A 24223-nucleotide genomic window follows, 5' to 3' on the forward strand; every position below is an offset into this window, starting at 1 on the left:
AGATATTCAATTTTGAGTAGGTATTACTCAGAGTTAAGTGACGATAGCCTAGGAGATACACCTGTACCCATGCCGAACACAGAAGTTAAGCCCTAGAACGCCGGAAGTAGTTGGGGGTTGCCCCCTGTGAGATATGGAAGTCGCTTAGCTCTAGGGAGTTTAGCTCAGCTGGGAGAGCATCTGCCTTACAAGCAGAGGGTCAGCGGTTCGATCCCGTTAACTCCCATAGGTCCCGTAGTGTAGCGGTTATCACGTCGCCCTGTCACGGCGAAGATCGCGGGTTCGATTCCCGTCGGGACCGTAATAACGAAAGTTATTTGACTCGTTAGCTCAGTTGGTAGAGCAATTGACTTTTAATCAATGGGTCACTGGTTCGAGCCCAGTACGGGTCATATTTGCGGGTTTGGCGGAATTGGCAGACGCACCAGATTTAGGATCTGGCGCTTAACGGCGTGGGGGTTCAAGTCCCTTAACCCGCATAATAGAAATTAGCCGGCTTAGCTCAGTTGGTAGAGCATCTGATTTGTAATCAGAGGGTCGCGTGTTCAAGTCATGTAGCCGGCATTTTTTTTAATATAAACCAGAGTCGATGCGAACGTAGTTCAGTGGTAGAACACCACCTTGCCAAGGTGGGGGTCGCGGGTTCGAATCCCGTCGTTCGCTTAGAGAGGCCGGGGTGGCGGAACTGGCAGACGCACAGGACTTAAAATCCTGCGATTGGTAACGATCGTACCGGTTCGATTCCGGTCCTCGGCATATAAAAATGAGCACCCTTAGCTCAACTGGATAGAGTACCTGACTACGAATCAGGCGGTTAGAGGTTCGACTCCTCTAGGGTGCATTACAATTTAATTCGGGAAGTAGCTCAGCTTGGTAGAGTACTTGGTTTGGGACCAAGGTGTCGCAGGTTCGAATCCTGTCTTCCCGATTGATGGCGGTGTAGCTCAGCTGGCTAGAGCGTCCGGTTCATACCCGGGAGGTCGGGGGTTCGATCCCCTTCGCCGCTATAATGATCTTGTTGGACCTTTAGCTCAGCTGGTTAGAGCTCTCGGCTCATAACCGAGTGGTCGTAGGTTCAAGTCCTACAAGGTCCATTGAAATGTTGGAGGATTACCCAAGTCCGGCTGAAGGGAACGGTCTTGAAAACCGTCAGGCGTGTAAAAGCGTGCGTGGGTTCGAATCCCACATCCTCCTTTATTATTAACGCGGGATGGAGCAGCTCGGTAGCTCGTCGGGCTCATAACCCGAAGGTCGTAGGTTCAAATCCTGCTCCCGCAATATTGGCTCGGTAGCTCAGTTGGTAGAGCAATGGATTGAAGCTCCATGTGTCGGCGGTTCGATTCCGTCTCGCGCCATTTTTTTATTAAGTATCATGCGGGTGTAGTTTAGTGGTAAAACTACAGCCTTCCAAGCTGTTGTCGCGAGTTCGATTCTCGTCACCCGCTTTGAACTTTGTTCAAGTACCAAGTTTTACTTGGGCGCGTAGCTCAGGTGGTTAGAGCGCACGCCTGATAAGCGTGAGGTCGGTGGTTCGAGTCCACTCGTGCCCATTAATAGGAGAATTACTCAAGAGGCTGAAGAGGACGGTTTGCTAAATCGTTAGGTCGGGTAACTGGCGCAAGGGTTCGAATCCCTTATTCTCCGTAATTAAAGAGCTGTAAAGCTCTTTTTTTATTTTCAAAAATTAATCTTGTAGTCTTTTATTATCCTTTCTAAAATGGTAAATTATTTGCTATAATGTAAGTGAAATCTAACACTAGTTGTTATTAAACTTAGAGGAGAAATTTATGAAATACCTTAAATTTTTAGGAAGTTTTTTTGTCTTATCCTTTAGTTTCTGTTCGTTTGGTTGTAGTAATCATCATACTGAAGTTTCTAGTAAAGATTCGAATTTATCTACTACTAGTCAATCTTTAACAACTATTGAGCAAACAACTGAAGTATCTAAAAAGGATTATAAAGTTTTATATAAGTCCGTATTTGATGATTATCAAAAAATACTTTCAACGTCTAAAGATCAAACTGCAATTGCAAATCTATATAAAAGTTTGAATGTTGCTGATCGTCCAATCAATAGTTGGTCTGTTGAAAATGCGGTGTATCAAGCGGATAAGATGCACTATGTTTATACAGATCTGAATCAGGATGGTGTTGAAGAATTATTAATAGGTGTTGAACAATCTAGTGATGATTATTTTATATTAGGTTTATATTATTTGGTGAACGAGAAACCTGTTCTTTTAGCAGAAGGATTTGTAGCTGGTCATGGTGGTGCAAGAAATTCTATGAATATCTATAAGGGTGGAGATATCCTAGAATTGAGTTGGTCCTCTGGTACTGGAGAAGGGAGAGGAGTCCTTTATCGTCTTAATTTAAATCCTCAAGCTGCAAGCAAACTGCAAGAACAGGATATTCGAGTCCCTGGGAATAAAAGCTTGCATTCGGATTTTGGTAAGAGTGAAGCCGAATTGCTGGATATTAAACAACTTGATTGGCAGAAATTCGAAACTTCTACTAGCAGGACTATTTCTGGTGAGAAACAAAAGGCTCCTTGGAATACTAATAAATCTGCGAAATTGGAAGCCTTTATTAAAGGATGGGGAGAAAGACTTGGGCAACCCAATTACAAAAAGGGAATTTCAGGAGGAGATGTTGGTGCGGATAATCTCTATACCTTTGGAAATGGACCAAGCGAAAAAATGGATGCTGTATACACGGATACAGGTTTAGGGAACGCTAAGTACAGAATCGTGGAGCGCTATAGTAACTGGGATAAATATCCGGATGTGCACAGCTACTTCTTTGCGATAACCAATACAGGAGAAGCGATTGTCTTTCATTCACCGACAACTAATGGTGGGATTATGTACTTGAAACCAACCGAAAATACAGAAATACAAGCAGAGTTCAAACGCTTAGTTGAAGAAGAGTAATGAAAAAAGAGTTTAGCCTTGGCTAAACTCTTTTTTTTTTAAAAGTTAATATTTCGATATCGAAATAGTTGACAGATGTAACAAAAAGAGTTACAATTTTTTTGAAAGTTCGATATAGAACAAAAAGGAGACAAAATGGACAAGATGTTAGGTGGCTATCAAGCTTTACAGATTCGCTTGTTGAATGGGCGTATCTTTCAAAAACTCTTGAGCAAGGGACCAGATGCTCAATACCGTAGTGAACAAGGTAAGATTTTAACAGTGCTTTGGAAAAAAGAGGATGGTCGGGCAACTGCTACGGATATCGCTCTAGCTTCTGGGTTAGCTAACAATACCCTGACAAGCATGATTAAGAAGTTAGAAGACCAGGGATTGGTTTCTGTAAAAGCTTGCACTCAAGATAAGAGAAGAAAATTTGTTTGTTTGACAGAATTGGGTTGGGCGCAAAAAGAGATTGGAGACCGTGTTAGTAAAGAATTGGGTGAAATTTTCTACCAAGATTTTTCGGATCAAGAAATCCGAGAATTTGAAGCCTATCAAGAGCGAATTATCTCAAATCTAAAAGCTAAAGAAAATGAAATCTAGGGAAAGGAAGTGACAGTTATGATAGGAATTACAGGTGTAACAGGGAACATAGGCTCATATGTGGCTGATCTTGTCGATAAAAAAGGAATCGCTTCAGTCCATCTAGCACGAAGCCCAGAGCGTGCAAAAGTCTACGCGTCTGCAGAAATCCGTAAAATAGTGTATGCCAATACTCCAGAGGTGGTTGAGGCCTTAAAGGGTATCGATACCTTGTTGATGGTCTCTGCTCGGGAAAATCCAGAGCGTGTCAAGGAGCACAAGGAGTTTTTAGATGCTGCAAAACTAGCAGGGGTGCAGCATATTGTTTATACCTCCTTTTATGGGGCAGATGAGAAGGCAACTTTTACCTTGTCTCGAGATCATGCCCAGACTGAAGCCTATATCAAGGAGTTAGGGTTCACCTACACTTTTTTGAGAGATAATTTTTACTTGGAATTTCTGATTGATATGGCGCTTGAAAATGGAGAGATTCGTGGTCCGGCTGGCAGTGGCCTTGTGTCAGCTGTTGCCCGTAAGGATACATCTAAGGTTGCAGCAGAAATTCTTTTAAATCCTAAGGAGTGGGAAAATCAAACCTTGAATCTAACAGGACCAGAGGATCTCTCTATGGAAGAAATCGTAGAGCTTCTCTCAAAAAATACCGGTAAGACCATCACGTATGTGGATGAATCAGTAGAAGAAGCCTATGAGTCACGGGAAAAATGGCCAGCACAAACTTGGGAGTATGATGCCTGGGTCAGTACCTATACAGCGATTAAAGCTGGCGAACAGGCTGGGGTTTCAACAGATATCGAAAAAGTCCTAAGGCATCCAGCAAGCAGCCTTTTGGATATTCTTAGAGATAGAAAACTTATTGAGGAAAAAAATGATTGAATACAAACATGTAGCTTTGCGCTACACGGAAAAGACCATTTTAAAAGATGTCAATCTCCGCATTGAAAATGGAGAATTCATGGTGCTAGTGGGTCCTTCAGGATCTGGTAAGACTACCATGATCAAGATGGTGAACCGTCTTTTGGAGCCGACAGATGGCAATATCTATATGGATGGGAAACGCATCAAGGACTATGATGAACGGGAGTTACGTCTCAGTACCGGCTATGTCCTTCAAGCCATTGCCTTATTTCCTAACTTGACGGTTGCGGAAAATATAGCTCTCATTCCTGAGATGAAGGGCTGGAGCAAGGAGAAAATCACCTCTAAAACCGAAGAACTCTTGAACAAGGTGGGGCTACCTGCTGCAGAGTACGCTCATCGGTTACCAAGCGAGTTATCTGGTGGGGAGCAACAGCGGATTGGTATTGTGCGAGCCATCATTGGGGAACCAAAAATTCTATTGATGGATGAACCTTTTTCAGCCTTGGATGCTATCTCTCGCAAGCAGTTGCAGGCTCTTACAAAAGAATTGCACAAGGAGTTCGGTATGACGACCATCTTCGTAACCCATGATACGGATGAGGCTTTGAAATTAGGGGATCGAATTGCAGTTTTGCAGGATGGAGAAATTCGTCAGGTCGCAGAACCTGAAACAATTTTACAAGCACCTGCGACGGACTTTGTAGCAAATTTGTTTGGAGGTAGCCTTCATGTCTAATTTGATTTCAACATTTCAAGAACGTTTTGGGGAATGGTTAACAGCCCTTGGACAACACTTGCAATTGTCTCTTTTGACCTTATTGGTTGCTATTTTTCTGACGATTCCTCTGGCGGTTTATCTAAATAGCCACAAAAAAGCGGCGAACTGGGTGCTACAAGTTGCGGGTATCTTCCAGACCATTCCCTCAATGGCTTTGTTGGGACTCTTTATTCCTTTCATGGGAATTGGAACCTTACCAGCCCTCACAGCCCTTGTCATTTACGCTATTTTCCCGATTTTGGAAAATACAATCACAGCCTTGAACGGCATTGATCCTAGTCTTGAGGAAGCAGGGATTGCTTTTGGAATGACCAAGTGGGAGCGACTCAAGAAGTTTGAAATTCCACTTGCCATGCCTGTCATTGTATCGGGGGTTCGTACAGCAACCGTTATGATCATTGGGACAGCGACTTTAGCCGCTCTTGTGGGAGCTGGAGGATTGGGCTCCTTTATCCTTTTGGGAATTGATCGTCGGAATGCTAGTCTCATTTTAATCGGGGCAATCTCATCAGCCATTTTGGCCATTCTCTTTAATGTTGTTCTCAAATGGTTGGAAAAGGCAAAGTTGCGTACAATTGTTGCAGCCTTTGCTGTTATGGTGCTTGGTTTGGGAGCTAGTTATGCTCCAAGCATGATTCCAAATAAAGAGAAAGAAAATCTGGTTATAGCTGGGAAGTTGGGACCTGAACCTGAGATTCTCATGAATATGTACAAGCTTCTCATTGAGGAAAATACGGATATGACGGTGACGGTCAAGCCTAACTTTGGGAAGACAGATTTCCTTTATCAAGCGCTGAAAAAAGGGGACATTGATATCTATCCAGAATTTTCTGGAACAGTGACAGAGAGTCTCCTCCAACCATCTCCACAAATTGGGCATGACCCAGAAAAGGTTTACGAGGTGGCTCGTGACGGCATTGCCAAACAGGATCAACTAGCCTTTCTTAAACCCATGGCTTATCAAAATACTTATGCTATAGCAGTTCCTAAAAAAATTGCGCAAGAATATGGACTTAAGACGATTTCAGACTTGAAAAAAGTAGAAGGACAGCTCAAGGCGGGATTCACTCTGGAGTTTAATGACCGTGAGGATGGAAACAAGGGCTTGCAGTCTGTTTATGGATTGAATCTCAATGTGGCAACCATGGAACCAGCTCTTCGCTACCAAGCCATCCAGTCAGGTGACATTCAAATTACAGATGCTTACTCAACGGATGCTGAAATTGCTAGGTATGACTTGATGATTTTAGAAGATGATCAACACCTCTTCCCACCTTATCAAGGGGCTCCACTCATGAAAGCTGAATTAATTGAAAAACATCCTGAATTGGAAGCAGTCCTCAATAAACTAGCCGGTAAAATCACCGAGAGCCAGATGAGTCAGATGAACTATCAGGTTGGTGTGGAAGGTCAATCGGCTGAAGAGGTTGCGCATGAGTTTCTCCTTCAAGAAGGAATACTTAAGCAATAATCAAAGGAGTATTAGTTTATGAGTATACAAAAAAGGATCAAAAGATCCTTTTTTATTGTACCAAGGCTAACAAGATGGTAAGCACCAGTGCAATTCCAATTCGAATCAGATGGTGGGCTGGATGGAAGTTTTCTTTTTGTTTGCCATTCCAATAGGCTCCGTAGCAAATTAATCCACAGCCAATCAGCCAAAGAGATAGTGCGATAATCGGCAAAAAGAAGTAGAGGAAGATAGATAAGGTCGCAAGGCTACTTCCGATAAGGAGAAATGTATTTCCTAGAGTGTGATTCCCTTTTTTAACTTCAGACAGAGAAGCCAATAAGTGAAGAAGAACAAAAGCAAGGGCAAAGAAGGCCGTAAAAAAGCCGAGAAGAATGGGGAAGAACATAGGGTTTCCTTTCTAAGATATGATTGCCTGAGTACTATTTTTTATGACTGATTTTATGAAGAATCATAAATGATACTACAAGATTTAAAATAATAACCAATAAGGTAAAAAGAGAGTAACCATAAAGTTTAATTGGAAATTCATTTTTGAGATTGCAAAGAGCAAACAAACTCGTTAAAATGCCCGTCAACAATCCGGGCACATATTTTCGAATAACGACTGTCTGAATCAGATGTCCTAAGACATGGTAGATATAAGCAATCACAATTGTTGTGTAAATAGTATAGTTGTTAAACCAGTAACTAAGAAAAAGTGATAAAAGTAGGATAAGAAATTGCTCCAAGACAATAGCATTGAAGGCAAAAGGCGTGTAATAAGACAGGATTCGATTGTTTGGAAACTGTGTCGATAGTTTCTTGACAAAGGATGGCATCCATATGATTTCTTCAAGTTCGTGAAGCATGAAGAGTGATGGAAATAGAAAGTAAAATTGCAAGCTGGTCATTGAAAATACTCCTTTCTAGTTGGAACCCACTTTTAAAATCTCCAAATAAAACTGGATGACTTCTTGTTCGCTATAATTTTTGCCTTTCTTCAACCACCAACTGAGAGTTTCGATGAAGTGGCTGACAACCAGATGCTGGAGATAGGAGTGAGGGATGGTTGGATGAGTATGGATTAGTTCGTCGGCTACCATTGGATAGACATCGTGTTCTAGTTCTTTTTGTAGCTGACGGATAAAATAATCGTTTTTAGAGAGCAAAAGACTGGTTACGTGGTCTTGATTTTTTTTGAAATGCTGAAAGATATGGGCCAGGTAGTCTTGTGGGGATAGGTGTTCAGCACGCTCAAAGAGATGATGAAAGAGCTTTTGGCAGAGTTCATCCAGTAGTAACTCCTTACTCTCGTAATGGCTGTAAAAAGTTGAGCGCCCTACATCAGCAAGGTCTATGATTTCCTGAACGGTGATGACCTCGTAGTCTTTTTGGTTGAGTAAGTGCAAGAAAGCCTGATAGATAGCTTTTCGAGTCTTGGTAATGCGACGATCCTGACTAGTCATATGGACACTTTGAACAAACTGTTCAGTAACTTACAAAGTAAATAGTTTGCTCCTATCCTTTCTGTAATGAATGTTAGATAATGATAATGAACAGGATGTTCATGAATCTATTATATCAGAGGAAACAGAATTATGAAGACAAAACATGCAGTTTGGTTAGCTTTTTTCTTGAATTTGAGTTATGCTATTGTCGAGTTTATCGCTGGAGGAGTATTTGGCTCTAGTGCGGTTCTTGCTGATTCTGTCCATGATCTTGGAGATGCAATCGCAATTGGGATATCAGCCTTTCTTGAAACTATCTCCAATCGTGAAGAAGACAGCCACTATACCTTGGGTTACAAACGGTTTAGCCTTCTAGGTGCCTTGGTAACGGCTGTGATTCTCATGACAGGCTCTGTTCTGGTTATCTTGGAAAATATAACGAAACTCTTTCATCCACAACCGGTCAACGATGAGGGAATCCTCTGGTTAGGAATCATAGCTGTCAGTATCAATGTATTGGCGAGTCTAGTAGTTCGTAAGGGAAAAACAAAAAACGAATCCATTCTTAGCCTGCATTTTCTGGAAGATACCTTGGGTTGGGTGGCTGTTATCCTAATGGCCATTGTTCTGCGATTTACCGACTGGTATATTCTGGATCCGCTCTTATCTCTTGTCATCTCTATCTTTATTCTGTCAAAAGCTATTCCACGTTTTTGGTCCACGCTTAAGATTTTCTTAGATGCTGTACCGGAAGGAGTAGATATCAAGCAAGTAAAAAGCGACTTGGAGCAGTTGGACCATGTTGCTAGCCTTAATCAGCTCAATCTCTGGACCATGGATGGTTTGGAGAAAAATGCCATTGTCCATGTTTGTCTAAAAGAAATTGAACAGATGGAGCTTTGCAAGGAATCGATTCGAAGCAAACTCAAAGATTGTGGTTTTCAAAATATCACCATTGAGATTGACGCAGACCTAGCAAGTCATCAAACTCATAAGCGAAATATGGAAGAGCTAGAAGCAGTCCAAAACCATGGACATGAACATCATCATTGATGAGGCGTAGTATAAGAGAGCGAAAGCTTCATAAAAAGTGTATACTTGAAGTAAGTTAGATACAGAGAGGTAAATGTTTATGAAATCAGCAGTCTATACCAAGGCAGGTCAGGTAGGTATTGAGGAAATCAAGCGTCCAAGCATTCAAGAGGCGGATGATGTTATTATCCGTGTGGTTCGTGCTTGTGTTTGTGGTTCGGACCTTTGGAGCTATCGTAATCCAGATATTAAAGCGGGTCACAAAAATAGCGGACACGAAGCAATTGGAATCGTTGAAGAAACTGGAGAGGCCATTACAACAGTCAAGCCCGGTGATTTTGTGATTGTACCATTTACTCATGGCTGTGGGGAATGCGACGCTTGTCGTGCTGGATTTGATGGTTCTTGTGACAATCATATTGGAAATAATCTAGGAGGAAATTTCCAGGCTGAGTATATCCGTTTCCATTTTGCCAATTGGGCACTTGTGAAAATTCCAGGTCAACCTTCAGATTATAGCGAAGGCATGCTCAAGTCACTTTTAACACTTGCTGATGTCATGCCGACCGGTTACCATGCAGCGCGTGTGGCTAATGTGCAAAAAGGCGACAAGGTTGTCGTTATTGGGGATGGGGCTGTTGGCCAATGTGCTGTTATTGCGGCTAAGATGCGTGGAGCTTCACAAATTATCCTTATGAGTCGTCACGAAGATCGATAACAAATGGCCTTGGAGTCAGGAGTGACAGCTGTTGTGGCCGAACGTGGTGAAGAAGGCATTGCCAATGTGCGTGAAATCCTCGGAGGAGGAGCAGATGCAGCACTTGAGTGTGTTGGTACTGAGGCGGCTGTTGAGCAGGCTCTGGGTGTCCTTCATAATGGCGGTCGTATGGGAATTGTTGGTGTGCCTCACTATAATAACCGTGCACTTGGTTCGACCTTTGCTCAGAATATTTCTGTTGCGGGTGGAGCAGCTTCTGCAACAACATACGATAAGCAATTCTTGCTCAAAGCTGTTCTTGATGGTGATATCAATCCAGGTCGCGTCTTTACTTCAAGCTATAAACTGAAAGATATCGACCAAGCTTATAAGGCTATGGATGAACGCAAGACCATTAAGTCTATGATTGTGATGGATTAATACTCTTCGAAAATCTCTTCAAACCACGTCAGCTTCACCTTGGATTATATATGTGACTGACTTCGTCAGTTTTATCTACAACCTCAAAGCAGTGCTTTGAGCAACCTGCGGCTAGCTTCCTAGTTTGCTCTTTAATTTTCATTGATTATAAAAAGAAAAACCTAATAGGATTTGAGAATCTCTATTAGGATTTTTTTATGTTTAAGTGTCGTACTTAATGCAAGGTGCTTTCTCTTAACGTCAGTTTGGTTCCAAGCATGGTGAGGCTTGGAATTTTACGCCCATGAAGAACTTCTCTGTTCAAAATATCCATTCCTGTACGTCCCATTTCTTCAGTGTAGACTGAGATACTGGAAAGGGGTGGGAACACTTGCTTGGTTAGAATAGTATCATTAAAGGAAATAATGCTCACGCGCTCTGGTATGCTGATGCTGGCTTCTTGAAGGGCGCGAAGAGCACCGATTGCCAAACTATCACTAGCTGCAAAAAAGGCTTGTGGAAGTTCATCTCCTAATTTTTCGATAGCCTCTTTCATCAAGTCATATCCAGATTGGGCAGTAAATAGTCCTTGGAAAATGAATTTCTCGTTATAAATTCCCTTTTCTTGTGTATAGGATTTAAAGTAACCTAAGCGTTTATCTGCGATGACTTCTTCTTGGTCAGTAGTCGTTTCAAGACCGGATAAGATACCAATCTTCTTAAGTCCGTGGTCTGTAAAGTAATCGACTACCTGTCTAACAGCATTATTAAAATCTGTAATGACACAGGTGTGGCCCAAGGCTATGGTATCACTATCTAGAAAAACTAGAGGTTTTTGATACTCTTCAAATGATGCAATCTGTGCTTTGCTAAATTTTCCAATACAAAGAATTCCAATGACTTCTTCGCTAAGCGTAAAAGGTTGATCATTGAAATAGCGCAAAATTTCGTAATCTAATTCTTGTGCCCTATTTTCGATTCCTAGTCGAATCTGGTAGTAGTAGAGGTCTTCCAACTCACCTTGTTCGCTGACCCACTGGATAATGGCAATCTTTTGTTTAAGTTTGTGATTTTCGCCAGTTTTGAGATGTTTGGTATAGCCTAGTTCTTCGGCGACAGTTAAAATACGATGTCGGGTTTCTTCTGTGACAGATAGACTCTGATCGCGATTGAGGACACGGGATACAGTTGCGATCGAGACAGAGGCTAACTGAGCAATATCTTTGAGTGTAGCCATAATTCCCCTCTTTTTTAGGTTATTATAACATATTTTTCTTGCTTTTTACTCATAGTTTAGTAAAATAACGGTAAAAATATTGACCTAAGCAAAACCCTTGGGTACAATAGAAGAAAACGATTACAGGATAAACTTTTTTACCTAATATTTCGTAAAAGGAGAATTCATATGACACAACATCTTACTGCTGAAGCACTTCGCAAGGATTTTCTTGCTGTTTTTGGTCAAGAAGCAGACCAAACCTTTTTCTCACCAGGCCGTATCAACTTGATTGGGGAACATACTGACTATAACGGTGGGCATGTTTTCCCAGCAGCTATCTCACTAGGAACTTATGGAGCAGCTCGTAAGCGTGATGACCAAGTATTGCGTTTCTACTCCGCTAACTTTGAGGATAAGGGCATCATCGAAGTTCCACTAGCTGACCTTAAGTTTGAAAAGGAACACAACTGGACCAACTATCCAAAAGGTGTCCTTCATTTCTTGCAAGAAGCAGGACATGTGATTGATAAAGGGTTTGATTTCTATGTCTTTGGGAATATCCCAAATGGAGCTGGATTGTCTTCTTCAGCATCTTTGGAGCTTTTGACAGGTGTCGTGGCAGAATACCTCTTTGACCTAAAATTGGACCGTCTAGACTTAGTTAAAATCGGAAAACTGACAGAGAATAACTTTATCGGCGTTAACTCTGGGATTATGGACCAATTTGCTATCGGTATGGGTGCAGACCAACGTGCTATTTACCTAGATACTAACACTCTAGAATATGACTTGGTTCCTCTTGATTTGAAGGACAATGTTGTTGTTATCATGAATACCAACAAACGCCGTGAACTAGCAGATTCTAAATACAATGAACGCCGTGCTGAGTGTGAAAAAGCAGTAGAAGAACTTCAAGTTGCCTTGGATATCCAGACTTTAGGCGAGTTAGATGAATGGGCTTTTGATGAATACAGTTACCTGATCAAAGACGAAAATCGTTTGAAACGTGCTCGCCACGCAGTTCTTGAAAATCAACGTACCCTTAAAGCACAAGCAGCTCTTCAAGCAGGAGAATTGGACAAGTTTGGTCGTTTGATGAATGCGTCTCACGTTTCTCTTGAGCATGATTACGAAGTGACTGGCTTGGAATTGGATACTCTTGTACATACAGCTTGGGCTCAAGAAGGTGTTCTAGGCGCTCGTATGACAGGAGCAGGCTTTGGTGGTTGTGCCATTGCCTTGGTTCAAAAAGATGCGGTTGAGGCCTTTAAAGAAGCTGTTGGCAAGCACTACGAAGAAGTAGTTGGCTATGCACCAAGCTTCTATATCGCTGAAGTTGCAGGTGGTACTCGCGTTTTAGACTAGGAGAGAAGGATATGGAAGCTGTAATATTTGATTTAGATGGCTTACTAGCCGATACTGAAATCATTTCTCTAAAAGTTTATCAAGAATTGCTTAGAGATTTTGGAATTCCTTTCACAGAAGAAACTTATTCTAGAGACTACAGTGGACATAGGGAAGAGGAGAATGTTCAACGATTTTTGGACACCTATGATTTACCTTGGAACTTTGACCAAACCTTGGCAAAAGTTTATGAACTGGAAGCTCAAATCTTAGCTCAAGGTGTAAATTTAAAAAAAGGTGCTAAAAATTTGCTCACTTATTTGCAAAAAGAAGGTATTCCAATCGCTTTAGCAACTTCAAGTGTTGAATCTCGAGCTAGAATGATATTGGATAGCAATGGTATATTATCCCTATTTGACCATCTAGTTTTTGCAAAAGATGTAAAGCGAAGCAAACCATACCCTGATATATTTTTAAAGGCCTGTAGTGATTTGAACGTTTTACCAGAGAATTGCTTGGTACTAGAGGATAGTGAAGCAGGGATTGAAGCGGCATCTAGAGCTGGGATTCCAGTTATTTGTATTCCAGATTTAAAAATACCAGCACAGTCTTTCTTAAATAAAACAGAACAAGTTTTTCAGGATTTAGATGCTGTTAGAGACTATTTAGAAAGTAAGAAGGAGGTTTTCTAGTGACCTTAGTAGAAAAATTTGTGACCAAAGTCATTGCAGAAAGCACCTTTGAAGAGTTGGATCGGATTTATCTGAGCAATCGCGTCTTGGCACTGGTGGGAGATGGAGTTCTTGAAGTTGAGACTGACCAAGATAACTTGATTGACCTCAAAGACCAGCTTGTTGAGGAAGCCGTTCGCTTGGAAATGATTGAAGATAGTCTGGCTGCGCGTGAAATTCTCGGTACTGACCTCATGGACTTAGTAACCCCTTGTCCGAGTCAGGTTAATCGTGACTTTTGGGCTACTTATGCCCAGTCCCCAGAGCAGGCGATTGCGGACTTCTACCAACTCAGTCAAAAGAATGACTACATCAAACTAAAGGCTATTGCAAAAAATATTGCTTATCGTGTACCGTCTGACTACGGAGAACTGGAGATTACCATCAATCTGTCTAAGCCTGAAAAGGATCCGAAAGAGATTGCGGCAGCTAAGTTAGTCAAGTCTAGCAACTATCCTCAATGTCAGCTTTGTATGGAAAACGAAGGCTACCACGGTCGTGTCAATCATCCAGCTAGAAGCAATCACCGTATTATCCGTTTTGATATTTCTGGGCAGGAGTGGGGCTTCCAATATTCTCCTTATGCGTACTTTAATGAGCACTGTATTTTCCTAGACAGTCAACACCGTCCTATGGCTATCAGTCGCCAAAGTTTTGAGCGTTTGTTAGCAATTGTGGAGCAGTTCCCAGGCTATTTTGCAGGCTCGAATGCGGACCTACCAATTGTTGGTGGTTCAATCTTGACCCATGATCATTACCAAGGTGGGCGCCATGTATTCCCAATGGAAGTGGCTCCTATTCAGAAAAGCTTTACCTTTGAATGTTTTGAATCAGTCAAAGCAGGAATTGTTCAATGGCCTATGTCTGTGATTCGATTGACGTCGGATTCAAAAGACGATTTGACTAACCTTGCTGAGAAAATCTTACTGGCTTGGCGTCAGTACTCAGATCCAAGTGTGCATGTCTTGGCGGAAAGTGATGGGACACCACATCATACCATCACACCGATTGCGCGTAAACGAGATGGACAGTTTGAGTTGGATTTGGTTTTGCGAGACAATCAAACATCCCCAGAGCATCCAGATGGTATCTATCATCCTCATAAGGATGTCCAACATATCAAGAAGGAAAATATCGGCTTGATTGAGGTTATGGGCTTAGCAATCTTGCCCCCACGCTTGAAGGAAGAAGTAGAGCAAGTAGCAGCTTATCTAGTCGGAGAGGATGTTTTAGTAGCAGATTATCACCAAGAATGGGCGGATGAGTTGAAAGAAAGTCATCCTGGATTGACTGATAAAGACCAAGCTCTCGAAATTGTCCAAGAATCTGTGGGTAAAATCTTTGCTCGGGTATTGGAAGATGCAGGAGTTTATAAGCAAACAGAAGAAGGACAGGCAGCCTTTATGCGTTTCGTGGAGCAGGTTGGGATTTTACCTGAATAAGTGCTTCTCCCTTGCACAGAGTCATGAAAAGTAGTATCATAGTGTCGTTTGAAACATCAGGAGGAACGTATGAAAGATTTTCACTTTGACGCTATATCTGCCTTTGAAAACTATGAAATTGAAAAAATGAGAGATGGTCACGTTGTGGTGACGACAAAAGTAGTGGACTCCTCACTCAACTATTATGGGAATGCCCATGGAGGCTATCTATTTACCCTTTGTGACCAAATCAGTGGTCTTGTGGTGATTTCGCTTGGCTTAGATGGGGTGACGCTCCAGTCTTCCATTAACTACTTGAAAGCTGGAAATCTAGGGGACCTTCTCACTATCAAAGGAGAATGTATTCATCATGGACGCACAACTTGTGTCGTCGATGTTGATATCACCAACAAAGATGGCCGAAATGTCTGCAAGGCAACCTTCACCATGTTTGTCACAGGCCAACGGTCTGAAGATAGACAGGTGAGGATTTAGAAATAAGAAAAAGAGGTCTATGCCTCTTTTTTTATTACTTTCCCACTCTAATGCTTTATTATCCTATTCACTAAATCTTAAAAAATAGCCATCTGGGTCTAAAACTGCAAATTCATGAGGATAGATATATTGTTCACCAACTCGAAATTCTCTTTTGGTCAAAGGACGATGAATAGGATAGTTAGACTCTATTACTTTCTGATAGAGTCGAGGGACATCCTCTATGCCGAAGGAGATGTTGACTCCACGACCAAAGGGGGAGCTCAACTCAGCTAGTTCCTCCTTACTCCCCTCCTCTAGCATTAGCTGGCAATCTTCAAGAGATAAGAAGAGGAAGTTTTCTTCTGGTCGCTCGTATTCGATTGTAAAACCCAGTAAATCACAGTAGAAGGAACGGGACTGTTCTATATTTGATACCATAAACTCGGGAATAACTGCATTGTAGTTCATATAGAAAATCCTTATAATTCAATCTCCAAGACAATCGGTGTATGGTCTTGGCGTGCGCCTGAGTCAATCATATCTGACTTGGTAACCTTGTCTGCCACACGGTTACTTGTGAGCCAGTAGTCGATTCTCCAGCCTGTATTGTTGATTTTTGAAGTCTTGCTGCGTTGTGCCCACCAAGTATAGCGTTCTGGCACATCGCCATGGATATGGCGGAAGGTATCTGTAAATCCTTTGGCTAAAAGGTTTGTAAATCCTTCACGTTCTTCGTCTGTAAATCCTGGTGAACGACGGTTGCTGGCTGGGTTTGCAAGGTCAATTTCCTTGTGGGCAACGTTGTAGTCTCCTGTTGCTAGGACAGGTTTTTGCTTGTCTAGTTGAGCCAAGTACTCTGCATATTTGACATCCCAGACTTGACGTTCTTCCAAGCGTTTGAGCCCATCACCAGCGTTTGGTGTGTAAACTTGAGTCACGAAAAATGTATCAAATTCTAAAGTGATGATACGGCCTTCAGAGTCCATGGTAGAAGGTGCACCGATTTCCGGGAAGCTGATAGTTGGAGTCAGTTCTTTCTTATAGAGGAACATAGTTCCAGCATAACCTTTACGAGCAGGTTCTTGAGAGGAACGCCAAGTATTTTCATATCCAGGAAAGAGTTCTTCTAACACCTCGAGGTGTTTTTTAGTAGGCCCTGTAGCTGAAAGCTTGGTTTCTTGGATGGCGATGATATCAGCGTCTTCAGCAACCAATGTTTGGAGGACGTCTTGTGATAATTTCGCACGTGCAGAATCGCTCGTCAATGCTGCATTGAGGGAATCAATATTCCATGAGATCAATTTCATAATGTTTACCTTTTCATTCAGATTATAGACAATATTATACCAGAAAAAGAAGGAATTCCCCAGCGTATGGTTTGAAAAATCCAGGTCATTCCTATATAATAAAGAATGATTTTTGTAAAAGATTGAAAATTAATGAAATGTTACTCCTTTGAGTATCTTTATCACTGAATATGACAAAGTTTAAGTTAGTGTCATCACCTATGAATAAGAAAAACCTGAGGTAGTCGCCTCAGGTTTCCATTTGTCATTAGAAAGGAATTTTATGTCCATCATCCAAAAACTCTGGTGGTTTTTTAAATTAGAAAAACGCCGTTACCTAGTTGGAATTGTAGCTTTGGTTTTGGTTTCTGTACTAAACCTCATCCCACCTATGGTCATGGGGCGCGTGATCGATGCCATCACTTCGGGACGATTAACACAAGATGAGCTCCTGATTCATCTCTTTTATCTCCTGCTGGCAGCTTTCGGGATGTACTACCTGCGTTATGTTTGGCGCATGTATATCCTAGGGACCTCCTACCGACTTGGACAAATCATGCGTTCAAGACTATTTGAGCATTTTACAAAAATGTCGCCTGCTTTTTATCAGAATTATCGAACTGGGGATTTGATGGCTCACGCAACCAATGATATCAATGCTCTGACTCGTCTAGCAGGTGGTGGTGTCATGTCAGCGGTGGATGCCTCTATCACAGCCTTGGTAACTCTCTTGACTATGCTCTTTAGCATTTCTTGGCAGATGACCTTGGTTGCCATTCTGCCCTTGCCATTTATGGCCTATGCGACTAGTCGTCTGGGGAGAAAGACCCATAAGGCTTTCGGAGAATCACAAGCAGCCTTTTCTGAACTCAACAATAAGGTTCAAGAATCTGTATCGGGTATCAAGGTAACCAAGTCCTTTGGCTATCAATCTGATGAGTTGGCATCTTTCCAGGAAGTCAATGATTTGACCTTCCAAAAGAATCTGCAAACCATGAAATATGATAGCCTCTTTGACCCCATGGTTCTACTCTTTGTTGGTTCTTCCTATGCCTTAACTCTCTTAGTCGGTGCCTTTATGGTGCAAGCGGGACAAGTAACCGTCGGTAATCTGATCACCTTTATCTCTTACTTGGATATGTTGGTCTGGCCCTTGATGGCGATTGGTTTTCTCTTTAACATTACTCAGAGAGGGAAGGTTTCTTATCAATGAATTGATAGTCTTTTGTCCCAAGAGTCACCTGTCAAAGAACCAGAATCTCCACTTAACGGGATTGAAAATGGGCGCTTGGACTATGCCATTGATCGTTTTGCCTTTGAAGACGAAGAGACGCTGAGAGATATCCACTTTAGCCTCGAAAAAGGGCAAACCTTGGGCTTGGTTGGGCAGACTGGTTCAGGGAAAACTGCTTTGATTAAATTGCTCCTACGTGAGTATGACGTTGACCAAGGAGCTATTTATCTAAATGGTCATGACATTCGTGACTATCGACTAGCTGACTTACGAAGTTTGATGGGATACGTCCCACAGGACCAATTTCTCTTTGCTAGCTCTATCTTAGAGAATATTTGTTTTGGAAATCCTGACCTACCTTTCTCAGCAGTAGAAGAAGCGACTCAGTTGGCTCAAGTCTATCAAGACATTCAAGCCATGCCTGAGGGATTTGATACAGTTATCGGGGAAAAAGGCGTTAGTCTATCTGGTGGACAAAAGCAACGTCTGGCTATGAGTCGGGCTATGATTTTAAATCCTGATATCTTGATTTTAGATGATTCTTTGTCAGCAGTGGATGCTAAGACAGAGTTCGCGATCATCGATAATCTCAAGGAAACTCGCAAAGATAAAACGACCATCATCTCAGCCCATCGCCTCAGTGCAGTTGTCCACGCTGATTTGATCTTGGTTATGCAAAATGGACAGATTATCGAACGTGGGACTCATGAGGACTTACTAGCCTTGGATGGTTGGTATGCCCAGACCTATCAGTCCCAACAATTGGAAATGAAAGGAGAAGAAGATGCAGAATAAGCAAGAACAATGGACAGTATTGAAACGATTGCTTGAGTATCTCAAGCCCTATAGCCTCTTAACCCTGCTAGCCCTATCATTCCTCCTAGCAACAACGGTTATCAAGAGTATCATTCCTCTGGTTGCTTCACACTTTATCGACCAGTATCTGGGGAATCTGAGTCAGTTTGCTGTTACTGTTTTGATAGTCTATTATGGTCTTTATATCCTACAAACCTTGATTCAATATATCGGTAATCTACTTTTTGCGCGTGTATCTTATAGCATTGTTAGAGATATTCGCAAAGATGCCTTTGCCAATATGGAAAAACTAGGTATGTCTTATTTTGACAAGACACCTTCAGGTTCTATCGTTTCACGATTGACCAATGATACAGAGACCATCAGTGATATGTTTTCAGGGCTGTTGTCTAGCTTTATTTCAGCTATTTTTATTTTTGTGACAACTCTTTATACAATGATGGTCCTGGATTTTCGTTTGACAGGTTTGGTTCTTCTATTTCTACCTTTGATTTTTATCTTGGTTAATCTCTATCGAAAAAAATCAGTTAAAATCATCGAAAAAACGAGAAGCTTTTTGTCAGATATAAATAGCACGTTGGCAGAAAGTATTGAAGGTATTCGAATTATTCAAGCCTTTAATCAAGAAAAACGCCTGCAGGAAGAATTTGATGAGATTAATGAAGAACACTACGTTTATGCCAACCGTTCAGTAGCCTTGGACGCCCTCTTTTTACGTCCTGCCATGAGTTTGTTGAAGCTCTTAGGTTATGCCGTTCTCATGGCCTATTTTGGCTATAGAGGCCTCTATATCGGGATGACAGCAGGTACCATGTATGCCTTTATCCAGTATATCAATCGTCTCTTTGATCCTTTGATAGAGGTCACGCAAAACTTCTCAATTCTTCAGACTTCGATGGTATCAGCAGGGCGAGTCTTTGCACTGATTGATCAAAGCAATTATGAACCTGTCCAAGCTGACAGTGAGCTAGCAATCAGAGAAGGAAATATTCGTTTTGAGCATGTGTCCTTCTCCTATGATGGAAAACACCAAATTCTCGATGATATTTCTTTTACTGTCAATAAAGGTGAAACCATTGCCTTTGTGGGACATACAGGTTCAGGGAAGTCCTCTATTATCAATGTCCTCATGCGTTTTTACGAATTTCAGTCAGGACGGGTTTTGATTGATAATGTAGACATTCGTAACTATAGCCATCAAGAGCTAAGAAAAAACATGGGTCTTGTCTTGCAGGAACCCTTCCTCTATCATGGAACTATCAAGTCTAATATCGCCATGTACCAAGAAATTAGCGATGAGGAAGTTAAGGCGGCAGCAGAGTTTGTGGATGCAGATGCTTTTATTCAAGAATTGCCTCAAGGCTATAACTCTCCTGTTTCAGAGAGAGGTTCTAGCTTTTCAACTGGTCAACGTCAACTTATTGCCTTTGCCAGAACAGTCGCCAGTCAGCCTAAAATCTTGATTTTAGATGAAGCGACAGCCAATATTGATTCGGAAACAGAAACTCTGGTTCAGAATTCCCTGGAAAAGATGCGAAAAGGGCGGACAACCATTGCCATCGCGCATCGTCTTTCTACCATCCAAGATGCTAATTGTATCTATGTCTTAGATAAGGGCCGGATTATCGAGAGTGGAACACACGAGGAGCTCTTGACTTTAGGTGGAACTTATCACAAGATGTATAGCTTACAAGCAGGAGCCTTATCTTAAAAGGAAGATTTAAAATGCTAGATTTCTTTCACCTAGCTATCTAATTTGTGGTATAATGAAGGATATTGATAAATTTTACTATACTAAAAACAGAGGAGAATATGCATGCTGAAATGGGATGAACTACCCTTCGAGATGCAATTAAGCGAGGTAAAACCATACTACCAGCTTGTGTCTAGAAGAAAAGGCTCACTGATTTTCAAGCGTTGTCTAGATTTGTTTCTAGCCGTAGTCTTGTTAATCTTGACCTCCCCCTTATTTCTGATTCTAAGCATCTGGATCAAGCTAGATAGCAAGGGTCCAGTTATTTACAAGCAAGTGCGGGTAACACAGTACAACCGTCATTTCAAGATTTGGAAATTCCGGACCATGGTGACGGATGCTGATAAAAAAGGAAGTCTAGTAACTTCTGCAAATGACAGTCGTATCACAAAAGTTGGAAATTTCATTCGACGTGTTCGTTTGGATGAATTGCCGCAATTGGTCAATGTCCTCAAAGGAGAGATGTCTTTTGTAGGAACACGCCCAGAAGTACCACGCTACACAGAGCAGTATAGCCCTGAAATGATGGCTACCTTGCTCTTACCTGCGGGGATTACATCCCTTGCCAGCATTAACTATAAGGATGAGGATGCCATCATCAGTCAAATGACTGCAAAAGGTATGACGGTTGACCAGGCTTATGTGGAAAGAGTCCTTCCAGAGAAAATGCACTTTAACCTAGCCTACCTACGTGATTTTAATTTCTTCGGAGATATCAAGATCATGTTCCAGACTGTAGTTGAAGTTTTAAAATAAAGTAGTCACAAGAGTGAATACAGTAAAAGGAGTAAATCAATGACAAAGTATAATATTCCATTTTCACCACCCGATATTACCGAAGCTGAAATTGCTGAAGTAGCCGATACCCTTCGTTCTGGTTGGATCACAACAGGTCCAAAGACAAAAGAATTAGAGCGTCGTCTGTCCGTCTATACTCAAACGCCTAAGACAGTCTGCCTCAACTCTGCAACAGCAGCTCTTGAATTGATTTTGCGCGTGCTTGAAGTAGGGCCTGGCGATGAGGTCATCGTTCCAGCTATGACCTATACAGCTTCATGTAGTGTCATTACTCACGTAGGTGCGACACCAGTGATGGTTGATATCCAAGACGATACCTTTGAAATGGACTATGACAAGCTTGAGCAAGCAATTACTGAGAAGACAAAGGTTATCATCCCAGTTGAACTTGCAGGGATTATCTGTGACTATGACCGTTTGTTCCAAGTTGTAGAAAAGAAACGCGACCTCTTTACAGCTGCTAGCAAGTGGCAAAAGGCCTTTAACCGTATTGTGATTGTCTCTGATAGTGCTCATGCTTTAGGTTCAACCTATAAGGGACAACCAGCTGGTTCAATTGCTGACTTTACTTCATTCTCTTTCCATGCAGTCAAGAATTTTACAACTGCAGAAGGAGGAAGTGCGACTTGGAAAGCAAATCCAGCTATTGATGATGAAGAAATGTATAAGGAATTCCAAATCCTTTCCCTTCATGGTCAAACCAAAGATGCGCTTGCTAAGATGCAACTAGGTTCATGGGAATACGATATCGTAACACCAGCCTACAAGTGCAACATGACAGATATCATGGCTTCACTTGGTCTAGTTCAGCTAGATCGTTATCCTGCTTTATTACAACGTCGTAAGGACATCGTGGATCGCTATGACCGTGGATTTGCAGGGACACCTATCCATCCATTGGCTCATGAGACAGATACTGTTGAATCTTGTCGTCACCTTTACATTACCCATGTAGAAGGTGCGAGCCTCGAAGAGCGCAATCAAATCATTCAAGAATTGGCTAAGGCAGGAATTGCAAGTAATGTTCATTACAAACCGCTTCCGCTTTTGACAGCCTATAAGAATCTTGGTTTCGATATGGCAGATTATCCAAGGGCTTATGCCTTCTTTGTAAACGAAATTACACTGCCACTTCACACGAAATTAACAGATGAAGAAGTAGACTATATCATTGAGACTTTTGTCAGAGTTTTTGAAGAAGTTCTTGCTTCTTCAAAAAACTAATAAAAAAAATTAGTAAAAAATGAATGAAAACGGTTGACAAAGAAAAAACAATAACATATAATTAACTCAACAAATCAGAAAAGTAGTTATTTTTGATCTTCAGGGAGCCTGTGGTTACTGTGAACAGGTGGTTGAAAGTAGTGAAATTGGGCTGATTTGAAACAATGAATTTGAAACAATGAAAATTCGGTGCGCACACCTTACAGTGCAACTTGTTGATAGACAAGGCAGAGATGTAAAGGGGATATTCTCTTTACAATTGAGGTGGTACCGCGTTACGAACGCCCTCACATGGAAGTAGATTCCGTGTGTGGGCTTTTTTCTATCCGTCATTTTGTTTATCTTTTATTAGGGAGTTAAGTCGCTTTGATGAACTTGAGTTCTATCTGCAGCTCCTTGCCCACTACTAAAAGAAAACAAAAAGCCGGATTCATACAGAAGGAGGAAAAATTTATGACAACTAAAGGATATTTTGGACAATTTGGTGGTAGTTTTGTACCAGAACCAATTCAGGTTTTACTAGATGAATTGGAAGTGACTTTTGAAAAATACAAGGATGATCCAGAGTTTTTAGCTGAGTTTCGCCATTACTTGAAGGATTATTCAGGTCGCGAAACACCGCTATATTATGCAGAAAGTTTGACAGAGCACCTAGGTGGAGCTAAGATTTATCTCAAGCGTGAAGACCTTAACCACCTTGGATCTCACAAACTTAATAATGTTTTGGGTCAAATTCTTCTTGCTAAACGCATGGGTAAAAAACGTGTCATTGCCGAAACAGGAGCTGGCCAGCACGGTGTTGCGACAGCTGCAGCTGCAGCTAAGTTTGGTATGGCATGTGATGTCTACATGGGGGCAGAAGATGTGGAGCGTCAACGTCTCAATGTCTTCCGCATGGAGATGATGGGAGCAACTGTTCACGCAGTTGAAACTGGGACTCGTACCCTCAAAGATGCAGTTGATGCAGCCTTTGGAGCATGGATGAATGACCTTGAAGCTTTCTACGTTTTAGGTTCTGCTGTTGGACCTCATCCTTATCCAACTATTGTTCATGAATTCCAAAAGGTTATTAGTGAAGAATCACGTCGTCAAATCTTGGAAAAAGAAGGACGTCTACCAGACTACGTCATTGCCTGTGTGGGCGGTGGTTCCAATGCCATCGGAGCTTTTTCACAGTATGTAGCTGATGAAGAAGTAAAATTGGTTGGGGTAGAAGCTGCTGGTCATGGACTTGACACAGACAAGCACGCAGCAACTATGACCAAGGGTAGTGTCGGAATTGTCGATGGAATGAAGACCTATGCAGTCTTTAAGGAAGATGGAGAGCTCGCGCCAGTTTACTCTATCTCAGCAGGTTTGGACTATCCAGGGGTTGGTCCAGAACATGCCTTCTTTAAAGACTCTGGTCGTGTAGAATATGTTGCAGCGACTGATGAAGAAGCTGTCCACGCCTTGCTTTTACTTAGTAAGACTGAAGGAATTATCCCAGCTATTGAAAGCTCCCATGCTATCGCAGAAGCAGTCAAACGAGCACCAAAACTAAGTAAAGATGAGATTATCATCATCAATGTCTCTGGTCGTGGAGACAAGGACGTAGCTGCTATTGCAGACTACCTTGAAGCTAAAAAATAAAAGATGGAAAAGATACAGAGATTTCTCTCACAGAGAGCTTGTGGTTGCTGAAAACAAGCAGAGAAAGCTGTAAGATTGGGTCCA

Annotated in this window: 20 protein-coding genes, 17 tRNA genes, 1 rRNA gene, 2 pseudogenes and 2 other annotated features (1 of these 42 cut by a window edge); of the genes and pseudogenes, 34 read left to right on the forward strand and 6 right to left on the reverse strand. The window is 41.8% G+C overall.

The genetic code is table 11. The annotated features are described in order from the left end of the window. The first annotated feature begins 33 nt into the window (after window positions 1-33). The 23 genes from rrf to TZ94_RS06355 all read left to right on the forward strand — a co-directional run bounded on the left by rrf (window position 34) and on the right by TZ94_RS06355 (window position 6625). Window positions 34-149, forward strand: a 5S ribosomal RNA gene (gene rrf, locus TZ94_RS06245). A gap of 4 nt (window positions 150-153) precedes the next feature. Next, a tRNA-Val gene (locus tag TZ94_RS06250) sits at window positions 154-226 on the forward strand. A 2-nt stretch (window positions 227-228) separates the two neighbouring features. Further along, window positions 229-301 (forward strand) — tRNA-Asp (locus TZ94_RS06255). An 18-nt stretch (window positions 302-319) separates the two neighbouring features. Continuing rightward, a tRNA-Lys gene (locus tag TZ94_RS06260) sits at window positions 320-392 on the forward strand. A 5-nt stretch (window positions 393-397) separates the two neighbouring features. After that, a tRNA-Leu gene (locus TZ94_RS06265) sits at window positions 398-479 on the forward strand. A gap of 12 nt (window positions 480-491) precedes the next feature. Continuing rightward, window positions 492-564, forward strand: a tRNA-Thr gene (locus tag TZ94_RS06270). A 27-nt stretch (window positions 565-591) separates the two neighbouring features. Next, a tRNA-Gly gene (locus tag TZ94_RS06275) sits at window positions 592-663 on the forward strand. Window positions 664-670: 7 nt separating this feature from the next. Further along, window positions 671-756 (forward strand) — tRNA-Leu (locus tag TZ94_RS06280). Window positions 757-767: 11 nt separating this feature from the next. Beyond that, window positions 768-841, forward strand: a tRNA-Arg gene (locus TZ94_RS06285). Window positions 842-854: 13 nt separating this feature from the next. After that, a tRNA-Pro gene (locus TZ94_RS06290) sits at window positions 855-928 on the forward strand. Between the two features lie 5 nt (window positions 929-933). Beyond that, a tRNA-Met gene (locus TZ94_RS06295) sits at window positions 934-1007 on the forward strand. 13 nt (window positions 1008-1020) lie between these two features. Continuing rightward, window positions 1021-1094, forward strand: a tRNA-Ile gene (locus TZ94_RS06300). 10 nt (window positions 1095-1104) lie between these two features. After that, window positions 1105-1194: transfer RNA gene (locus TZ94_RS06305), tRNA-Ser, on the forward strand. A 10-nt stretch (window positions 1195-1204) separates the two neighbouring features. Further along, a tRNA-Met gene (locus TZ94_RS06310) sits at window positions 1205-1278 on the forward strand. A 4-nt stretch (window positions 1279-1282) separates the two neighbouring features. Beyond that, window positions 1283-1355 (forward strand) — tRNA-Phe (locus TZ94_RS06315). 19 nt (window positions 1356-1374) lie between these two features. Further along, window positions 1375-1445 (forward strand) — tRNA-Gly (locus tag TZ94_RS06320). 31 nt (window positions 1446-1476) lie between these two features. Continuing rightward, a tRNA-Ile gene (locus tag TZ94_RS06325) sits at window positions 1477-1550 on the forward strand. A 6-nt stretch (window positions 1551-1556) separates the two neighbouring features. Continuing rightward, window positions 1557-1644: transfer RNA gene (locus TZ94_RS06330), tRNA-Ser, on the forward strand. A 143-nt stretch (window positions 1645-1787) separates the two neighbouring features. Further along, on the forward strand, window positions 1788-2933 hold the full coding sequence (locus tag TZ94_RS06335; protein ID WP_045615237.1) for a DUF4767 domain-containing protein: 1146 nt from the start codon (window positions 1788-1790) through the stop codon (window positions 2931-2933). A 135-nt stretch (window positions 2934-3068) separates the two neighbouring features. Beyond that, window positions 3069-3518 (forward strand): MarR family winged helix-turn-helix transcriptional regulator, encoded by a 450-nt coding sequence (locus tag TZ94_RS06340; protein WP_052689736.1) that lies wholly within the window; start codon window positions 3069-3071, stop codon window positions 3516-3518. An 18-nt stretch (window positions 3519-3536) separates the two neighbouring features. Continuing rightward, complete coding sequence (locus tag TZ94_RS06345) at window positions 3537-4391, forward strand: SDR family oxidoreductase (protein WP_045615239.1); 855 nt, start codon at window positions 3537-3539, stop codon at window positions 4389-4391. Continuing rightward, the gene (locus TZ94_RS06350; protein ID WP_045615241.1) at window positions 4384-5112 is read left to right on the forward strand and encodes an ABC transporter ATP-binding protein; all 729 of its coding nucleotides are present in this window, start codon (window positions 4384-4386) and stop codon (window positions 5110-5112) included. The genes TZ94_RS06345 and TZ94_RS06350 overlap by 8 nt, the downstream gene beginning before the upstream one ends. Continuing rightward, window positions 5105-6625 carry an ABC transporter permease/substrate-binding protein gene (locus tag TZ94_RS06355; RefSeq protein WP_045615242.1) on the forward strand — a complete coding sequence of 507 codons (1521 nt, stop codon included), beginning with the start codon at window positions 5105-5107 and terminating at the stop codon, window positions 6623-6625. The genes TZ94_RS06350 and TZ94_RS06355 overlap by 8 nt, the downstream gene beginning before the upstream one ends. A 52-nt stretch (window positions 6626-6677) precedes the next feature. On the opposite strand, the gene TZ94_RS06360 is transcribed toward TZ94_RS06355, so the two are convergent. From TZ94_RS06360 to TZ94_RS06370, 3 genes are read right to left on the reverse strand one after another with little or no spacing between them, the layout of a single operon-like run. Beyond that, window positions 6678-7013, reverse strand: coding sequence for a hypothetical protein (locus tag TZ94_RS06360; protein ID WP_045615243.1), 336 nt, complete (start codon window positions 7011-7013; stop codon window positions 6678-6680). A gap of 34 nt (window positions 7014-7047) precedes the next feature. After that, window positions 7048-7518 carry an HXXEE domain-containing protein gene (locus tag TZ94_RS06365; protein ID WP_045615244.1) on the reverse strand — a complete coding sequence of 157 codons (471 nt, stop codon included), beginning with the start codon at window positions 7516-7518 and terminating at the stop codon, window positions 7048-7050. Between the two features lie 15 nt (window positions 7519-7533). Continuing rightward, entirely contained in the window at window positions 7534-8073 is a 540-nt protein-coding gene (locus TZ94_RS06370; protein WP_045615245.1) for a TetR/AcrR family transcriptional regulator, read from the reverse strand. A 132-nt stretch (window positions 8074-8205) separates the two neighbouring features. Between TZ94_RS06370 and TZ94_RS06375 the strand changes: the two genes are divergently transcribed. Both TZ94_RS06375 and TZ94_RS09805 read left to right on the forward strand, forming a co-directional pair. Further along, window positions 8206-9108, forward strand: coding sequence for a cation diffusion facilitator family transporter (locus TZ94_RS06375; RefSeq protein ID WP_045615246.1), 903 nt, complete (start codon window positions 8206-8208; stop codon window positions 9106-9108). A 79-nt stretch (window positions 9109-9187) separates the two neighbouring features. Next, a pseudogene (locus tag TZ94_RS09805) lies at window positions 9188-10225 on the forward strand (zinc-binding dehydrogenase). A 214-nt stretch (window positions 10226-10439) separates the two neighbouring features. Here TZ94_RS09805 and TZ94_RS06390 read toward each other — a convergent pair. Next, on the reverse strand, window positions 10440-11441 hold the full coding sequence (locus TZ94_RS06390) for a LacI family DNA-binding transcriptional regulator (RefSeq protein ID WP_045615248.1): 1002 nt from the start codon (window positions 11439-11441) through the stop codon (window positions 10440-10442). Between the two features lie 168 nt (window positions 11442-11609). On the opposite strand from TZ94_RS06390, the gene TZ94_RS06395 reads away from it, so the two are divergent. From TZ94_RS06395 to TZ94_RS06410, 4 genes are all read left to right on the forward strand, one after another. Next, window positions 11610-12788: a galactokinase gene (locus tag TZ94_RS06395; protein WP_045615249.1), complete on the forward strand. Its 1179-nt coding sequence runs from the start codon at window positions 11610-11612 to the stop codon at window positions 12786-12788. Between the two features lie 11 nt (window positions 12789-12799). Further along, window positions 12800-13459 (forward strand): HAD family hydrolase, encoded by a 660-nt coding sequence (locus TZ94_RS06400; RefSeq protein WP_045615250.1) that lies wholly within the window; start codon window positions 12800-12802, stop codon window positions 13457-13459. Next, a complete protein-coding gene (locus TZ94_RS06405) occupies window positions 13459-14940 on the forward strand; it encodes a UDP-glucose--hexose-1-phosphate uridylyltransferase (protein ID WP_045615251.1) in 1482 nt (493 codons plus the stop codon). Before TZ94_RS06400 ends, TZ94_RS06405 begins: the two co-directional genes overlap by 1 nt. Window positions 14941-15009: 69 nt before the next feature. Further along, window positions 15010-15414, forward strand: a complete 405-nt coding sequence (locus TZ94_RS06410) for a PaaI family thioesterase (RefSeq protein ID WP_045615252.1) — start codon at window positions 15010-15012, stop codon at window positions 15412-15414. Between the two features lie 63 nt (window positions 15415-15477). Here TZ94_RS06410 and TZ94_RS06415 read toward each other — a convergent pair whose 3' ends face one another. Next, complete coding sequence (locus TZ94_RS06415) at window positions 15478-15864, reverse strand: bleomycin resistance protein (RefSeq protein WP_045615253.1); 387 nt, start codon at window positions 15862-15864, stop codon at window positions 15478-15480. Between the two features lie 11 nt (window positions 15865-15875). Next, window positions 15876-16703 carry an exodeoxyribonuclease III gene (locus TZ94_RS06420; protein WP_006152698.1) on the reverse strand — a complete coding sequence of 276 codons (828 nt, stop codon included), beginning with the start codon at window positions 16701-16703 and terminating at the stop codon, window positions 15876-15878. Between the two features lie 262 nt (window positions 16704-16965). Here TZ94_RS06420 and TZ94_RS09340 point away from each other — a divergent pair. The 5 genes and pseudogenes from TZ94_RS09340 to trpB all read left to right on the forward strand — a co-directional run bounded on the left by TZ94_RS09340 (window position 16966) and on the right by trpB (window position 24139). Further along, window positions 16966-18711: pseudogene (locus TZ94_RS09340) on the forward strand (ABC transporter ATP-binding protein). Continuing rightward, window positions 18701-20443, forward strand: coding sequence for an ABC transporter ATP-binding protein (locus TZ94_RS06435; RefSeq protein WP_045615256.1), 1743 nt, complete (start codon window positions 18701-18703; stop codon window positions 20441-20443). The pseudogene TZ94_RS09340 and the gene TZ94_RS06435 overlap by 11 nt, the downstream one beginning before the upstream one ends. Window positions 20444-20548: 105 nt before the next feature. After that, window positions 20549-21241: a sugar transferase gene (locus TZ94_RS06440; RefSeq protein WP_045615258.1), complete on the forward strand. Its 693-nt coding sequence runs from the start codon at window positions 20549-20551 to the stop codon at window positions 21239-21241. A gap of 39 nt (window positions 21242-21280) precedes the next feature. Further along, the gene (locus TZ94_RS06445) at window positions 21281-22507 is read left to right on the forward strand and encodes a DegT/DnrJ/EryC1/StrS family aminotransferase (RefSeq protein WP_045615260.1); all 1227 of its coding nucleotides are present in this window, start codon (window positions 21281-21283) and stop codon (window positions 22505-22507) included. Window positions 22508-22567: 60 nt separating this feature from the next. Beyond that, window positions 22568-22799: a binding site (T-box leader), on the forward strand. 161 nt (window positions 22800-22960) lie between these two features. Beyond that, complete coding sequence (gene trpB / locus TZ94_RS06450) at window positions 22961-24139, forward strand: tryptophan synthase subunit beta (protein ID WP_045615262.1); 1179 nt, start codon at window positions 22961-22963, stop codon at window positions 24137-24139. Then, window positions 24131-24223: a binding site (T-box leader), on the forward strand; it runs 139 nt beyond the window's last position. It overlaps the preceding gene by 9 nt.

This window comes from Streptococcus infantis, from assembly GCF_000960085.1.
Classification (GTDB): domain Bacteria; phylum Bacillota; class Bacilli; order Lactobacillales; family Streptococcaceae; genus Streptococcus; species Streptococcus infantis_C.

Coding starts and splice junctions, on each gene's coding strand:
- TZ94_RS06395 (WP_045615249.1), top strand. CDS start 11,610: ATGACACAACATCTTACTGCTGAAGCACTTCGCAAGGATTTTCTTGCT.
- TZ94_RS06360 (WP_045615243.1), bottom strand. CDS start 7,013: ATGTTCTTCCCCATTCTTCTCGGCTTTTTTACGGCCTTCTTTGCCCTT.
- TZ94_RS06435 (WP_045615256.1), top strand. CDS start 18,701: ATGCAGAATAAGCAAGAACAATGGACAGTATTGAAACGATTGCTTGAG.
- TZ94_RS06350 (WP_045615241.1), top strand. CDS start 4,384: ATGATTGAATACAAACATGTAGCTTTGCGCTACACGGAAAAGACCATT.
- TZ94_RS06400 (WP_045615250.1), top strand. CDS start 12,800: ATGGAAGCTGTAATATTTGATTTAGATGGCTTACTAGCCGATACTGAA.
- TZ94_RS06445 (WP_045615260.1), top strand. CDS start 21,281: ATGACAAAGTATAATATTCCATTTTCACCACCCGATATTACCGAAGCT.
- TZ94_RS06420 (WP_006152698.1), bottom strand. CDS start 16,703: ATGAAATTGATCTCATGGAATATTGATTCCCTCAATGCAGCATTGACG.
- TZ94_RS06370 (WP_045615245.1), bottom strand. CDS start 8,073: ATGACTAGTCAGGATCGTCGCATTACCAAGACTCGAAAAGCTATCTAT.
- TZ94_RS06345 (WP_045615239.1), top strand. CDS start 3,537: ATGATAGGAATTACAGGTGTAACAGGGAACATAGGCTCATATGTGGCT.
- TZ94_RS06365 (WP_045615244.1), bottom strand. CDS start 7,518: ATGACCAGCTTGCAATTTTACTTTCTATTTCCATCACTCTTCATGCTT.
- TZ94_RS06390 (WP_045615248.1), bottom strand. CDS start 11,441: ATGGCTACACTCAAAGATATTGCTCAGTTAGCCTCTGTCTCGATCGCA.
- TZ94_RS06355 (WP_045615242.1), top strand. CDS start 5,105: ATGTCTAATTTGATTTCAACATTTCAAGAACGTTTTGGGGAATGGTTA.
- trpB (WP_045615262.1), top strand. CDS start 22,961: ATGACAACTAAAGGATATTTTGGACAATTTGGTGGTAGTTTTGTACCA.
- TZ94_RS06410 (WP_045615252.1), top strand. CDS start 15,010: ATGAAAGATTTTCACTTTGACGCTATATCTGCCTTTGAAAACTATGAA.
- TZ94_RS06340 (WP_052689736.1), top strand. CDS start 3,069: ATGGACAAGATGTTAGGTGGCTATCAAGCTTTACAGATTCGCTTGTTG.
- TZ94_RS06335 (WP_045615237.1), top strand. CDS start 1,788: ATGAAATACCTTAAATTTTTAGGAAGTTTTTTTGTCTTATCCTTTAGT.
- TZ94_RS06415 (WP_045615253.1), bottom strand. CDS start 15,864: ATGAACTACAATGCAGTTATTCCCGAGTTTATGGTATCAAATATAGAA.
- TZ94_RS06375 (WP_045615246.1), top strand. CDS start 8,206: ATGAAGACAAAACATGCAGTTTGGTTAGCTTTTTTCTTGAATTTGAGT.
- TZ94_RS06440 (WP_045615258.1), top strand. CDS start 20,549: ATGCTGAAATGGGATGAACTACCCTTCGAGATGCAATTAAGCGAGGTA.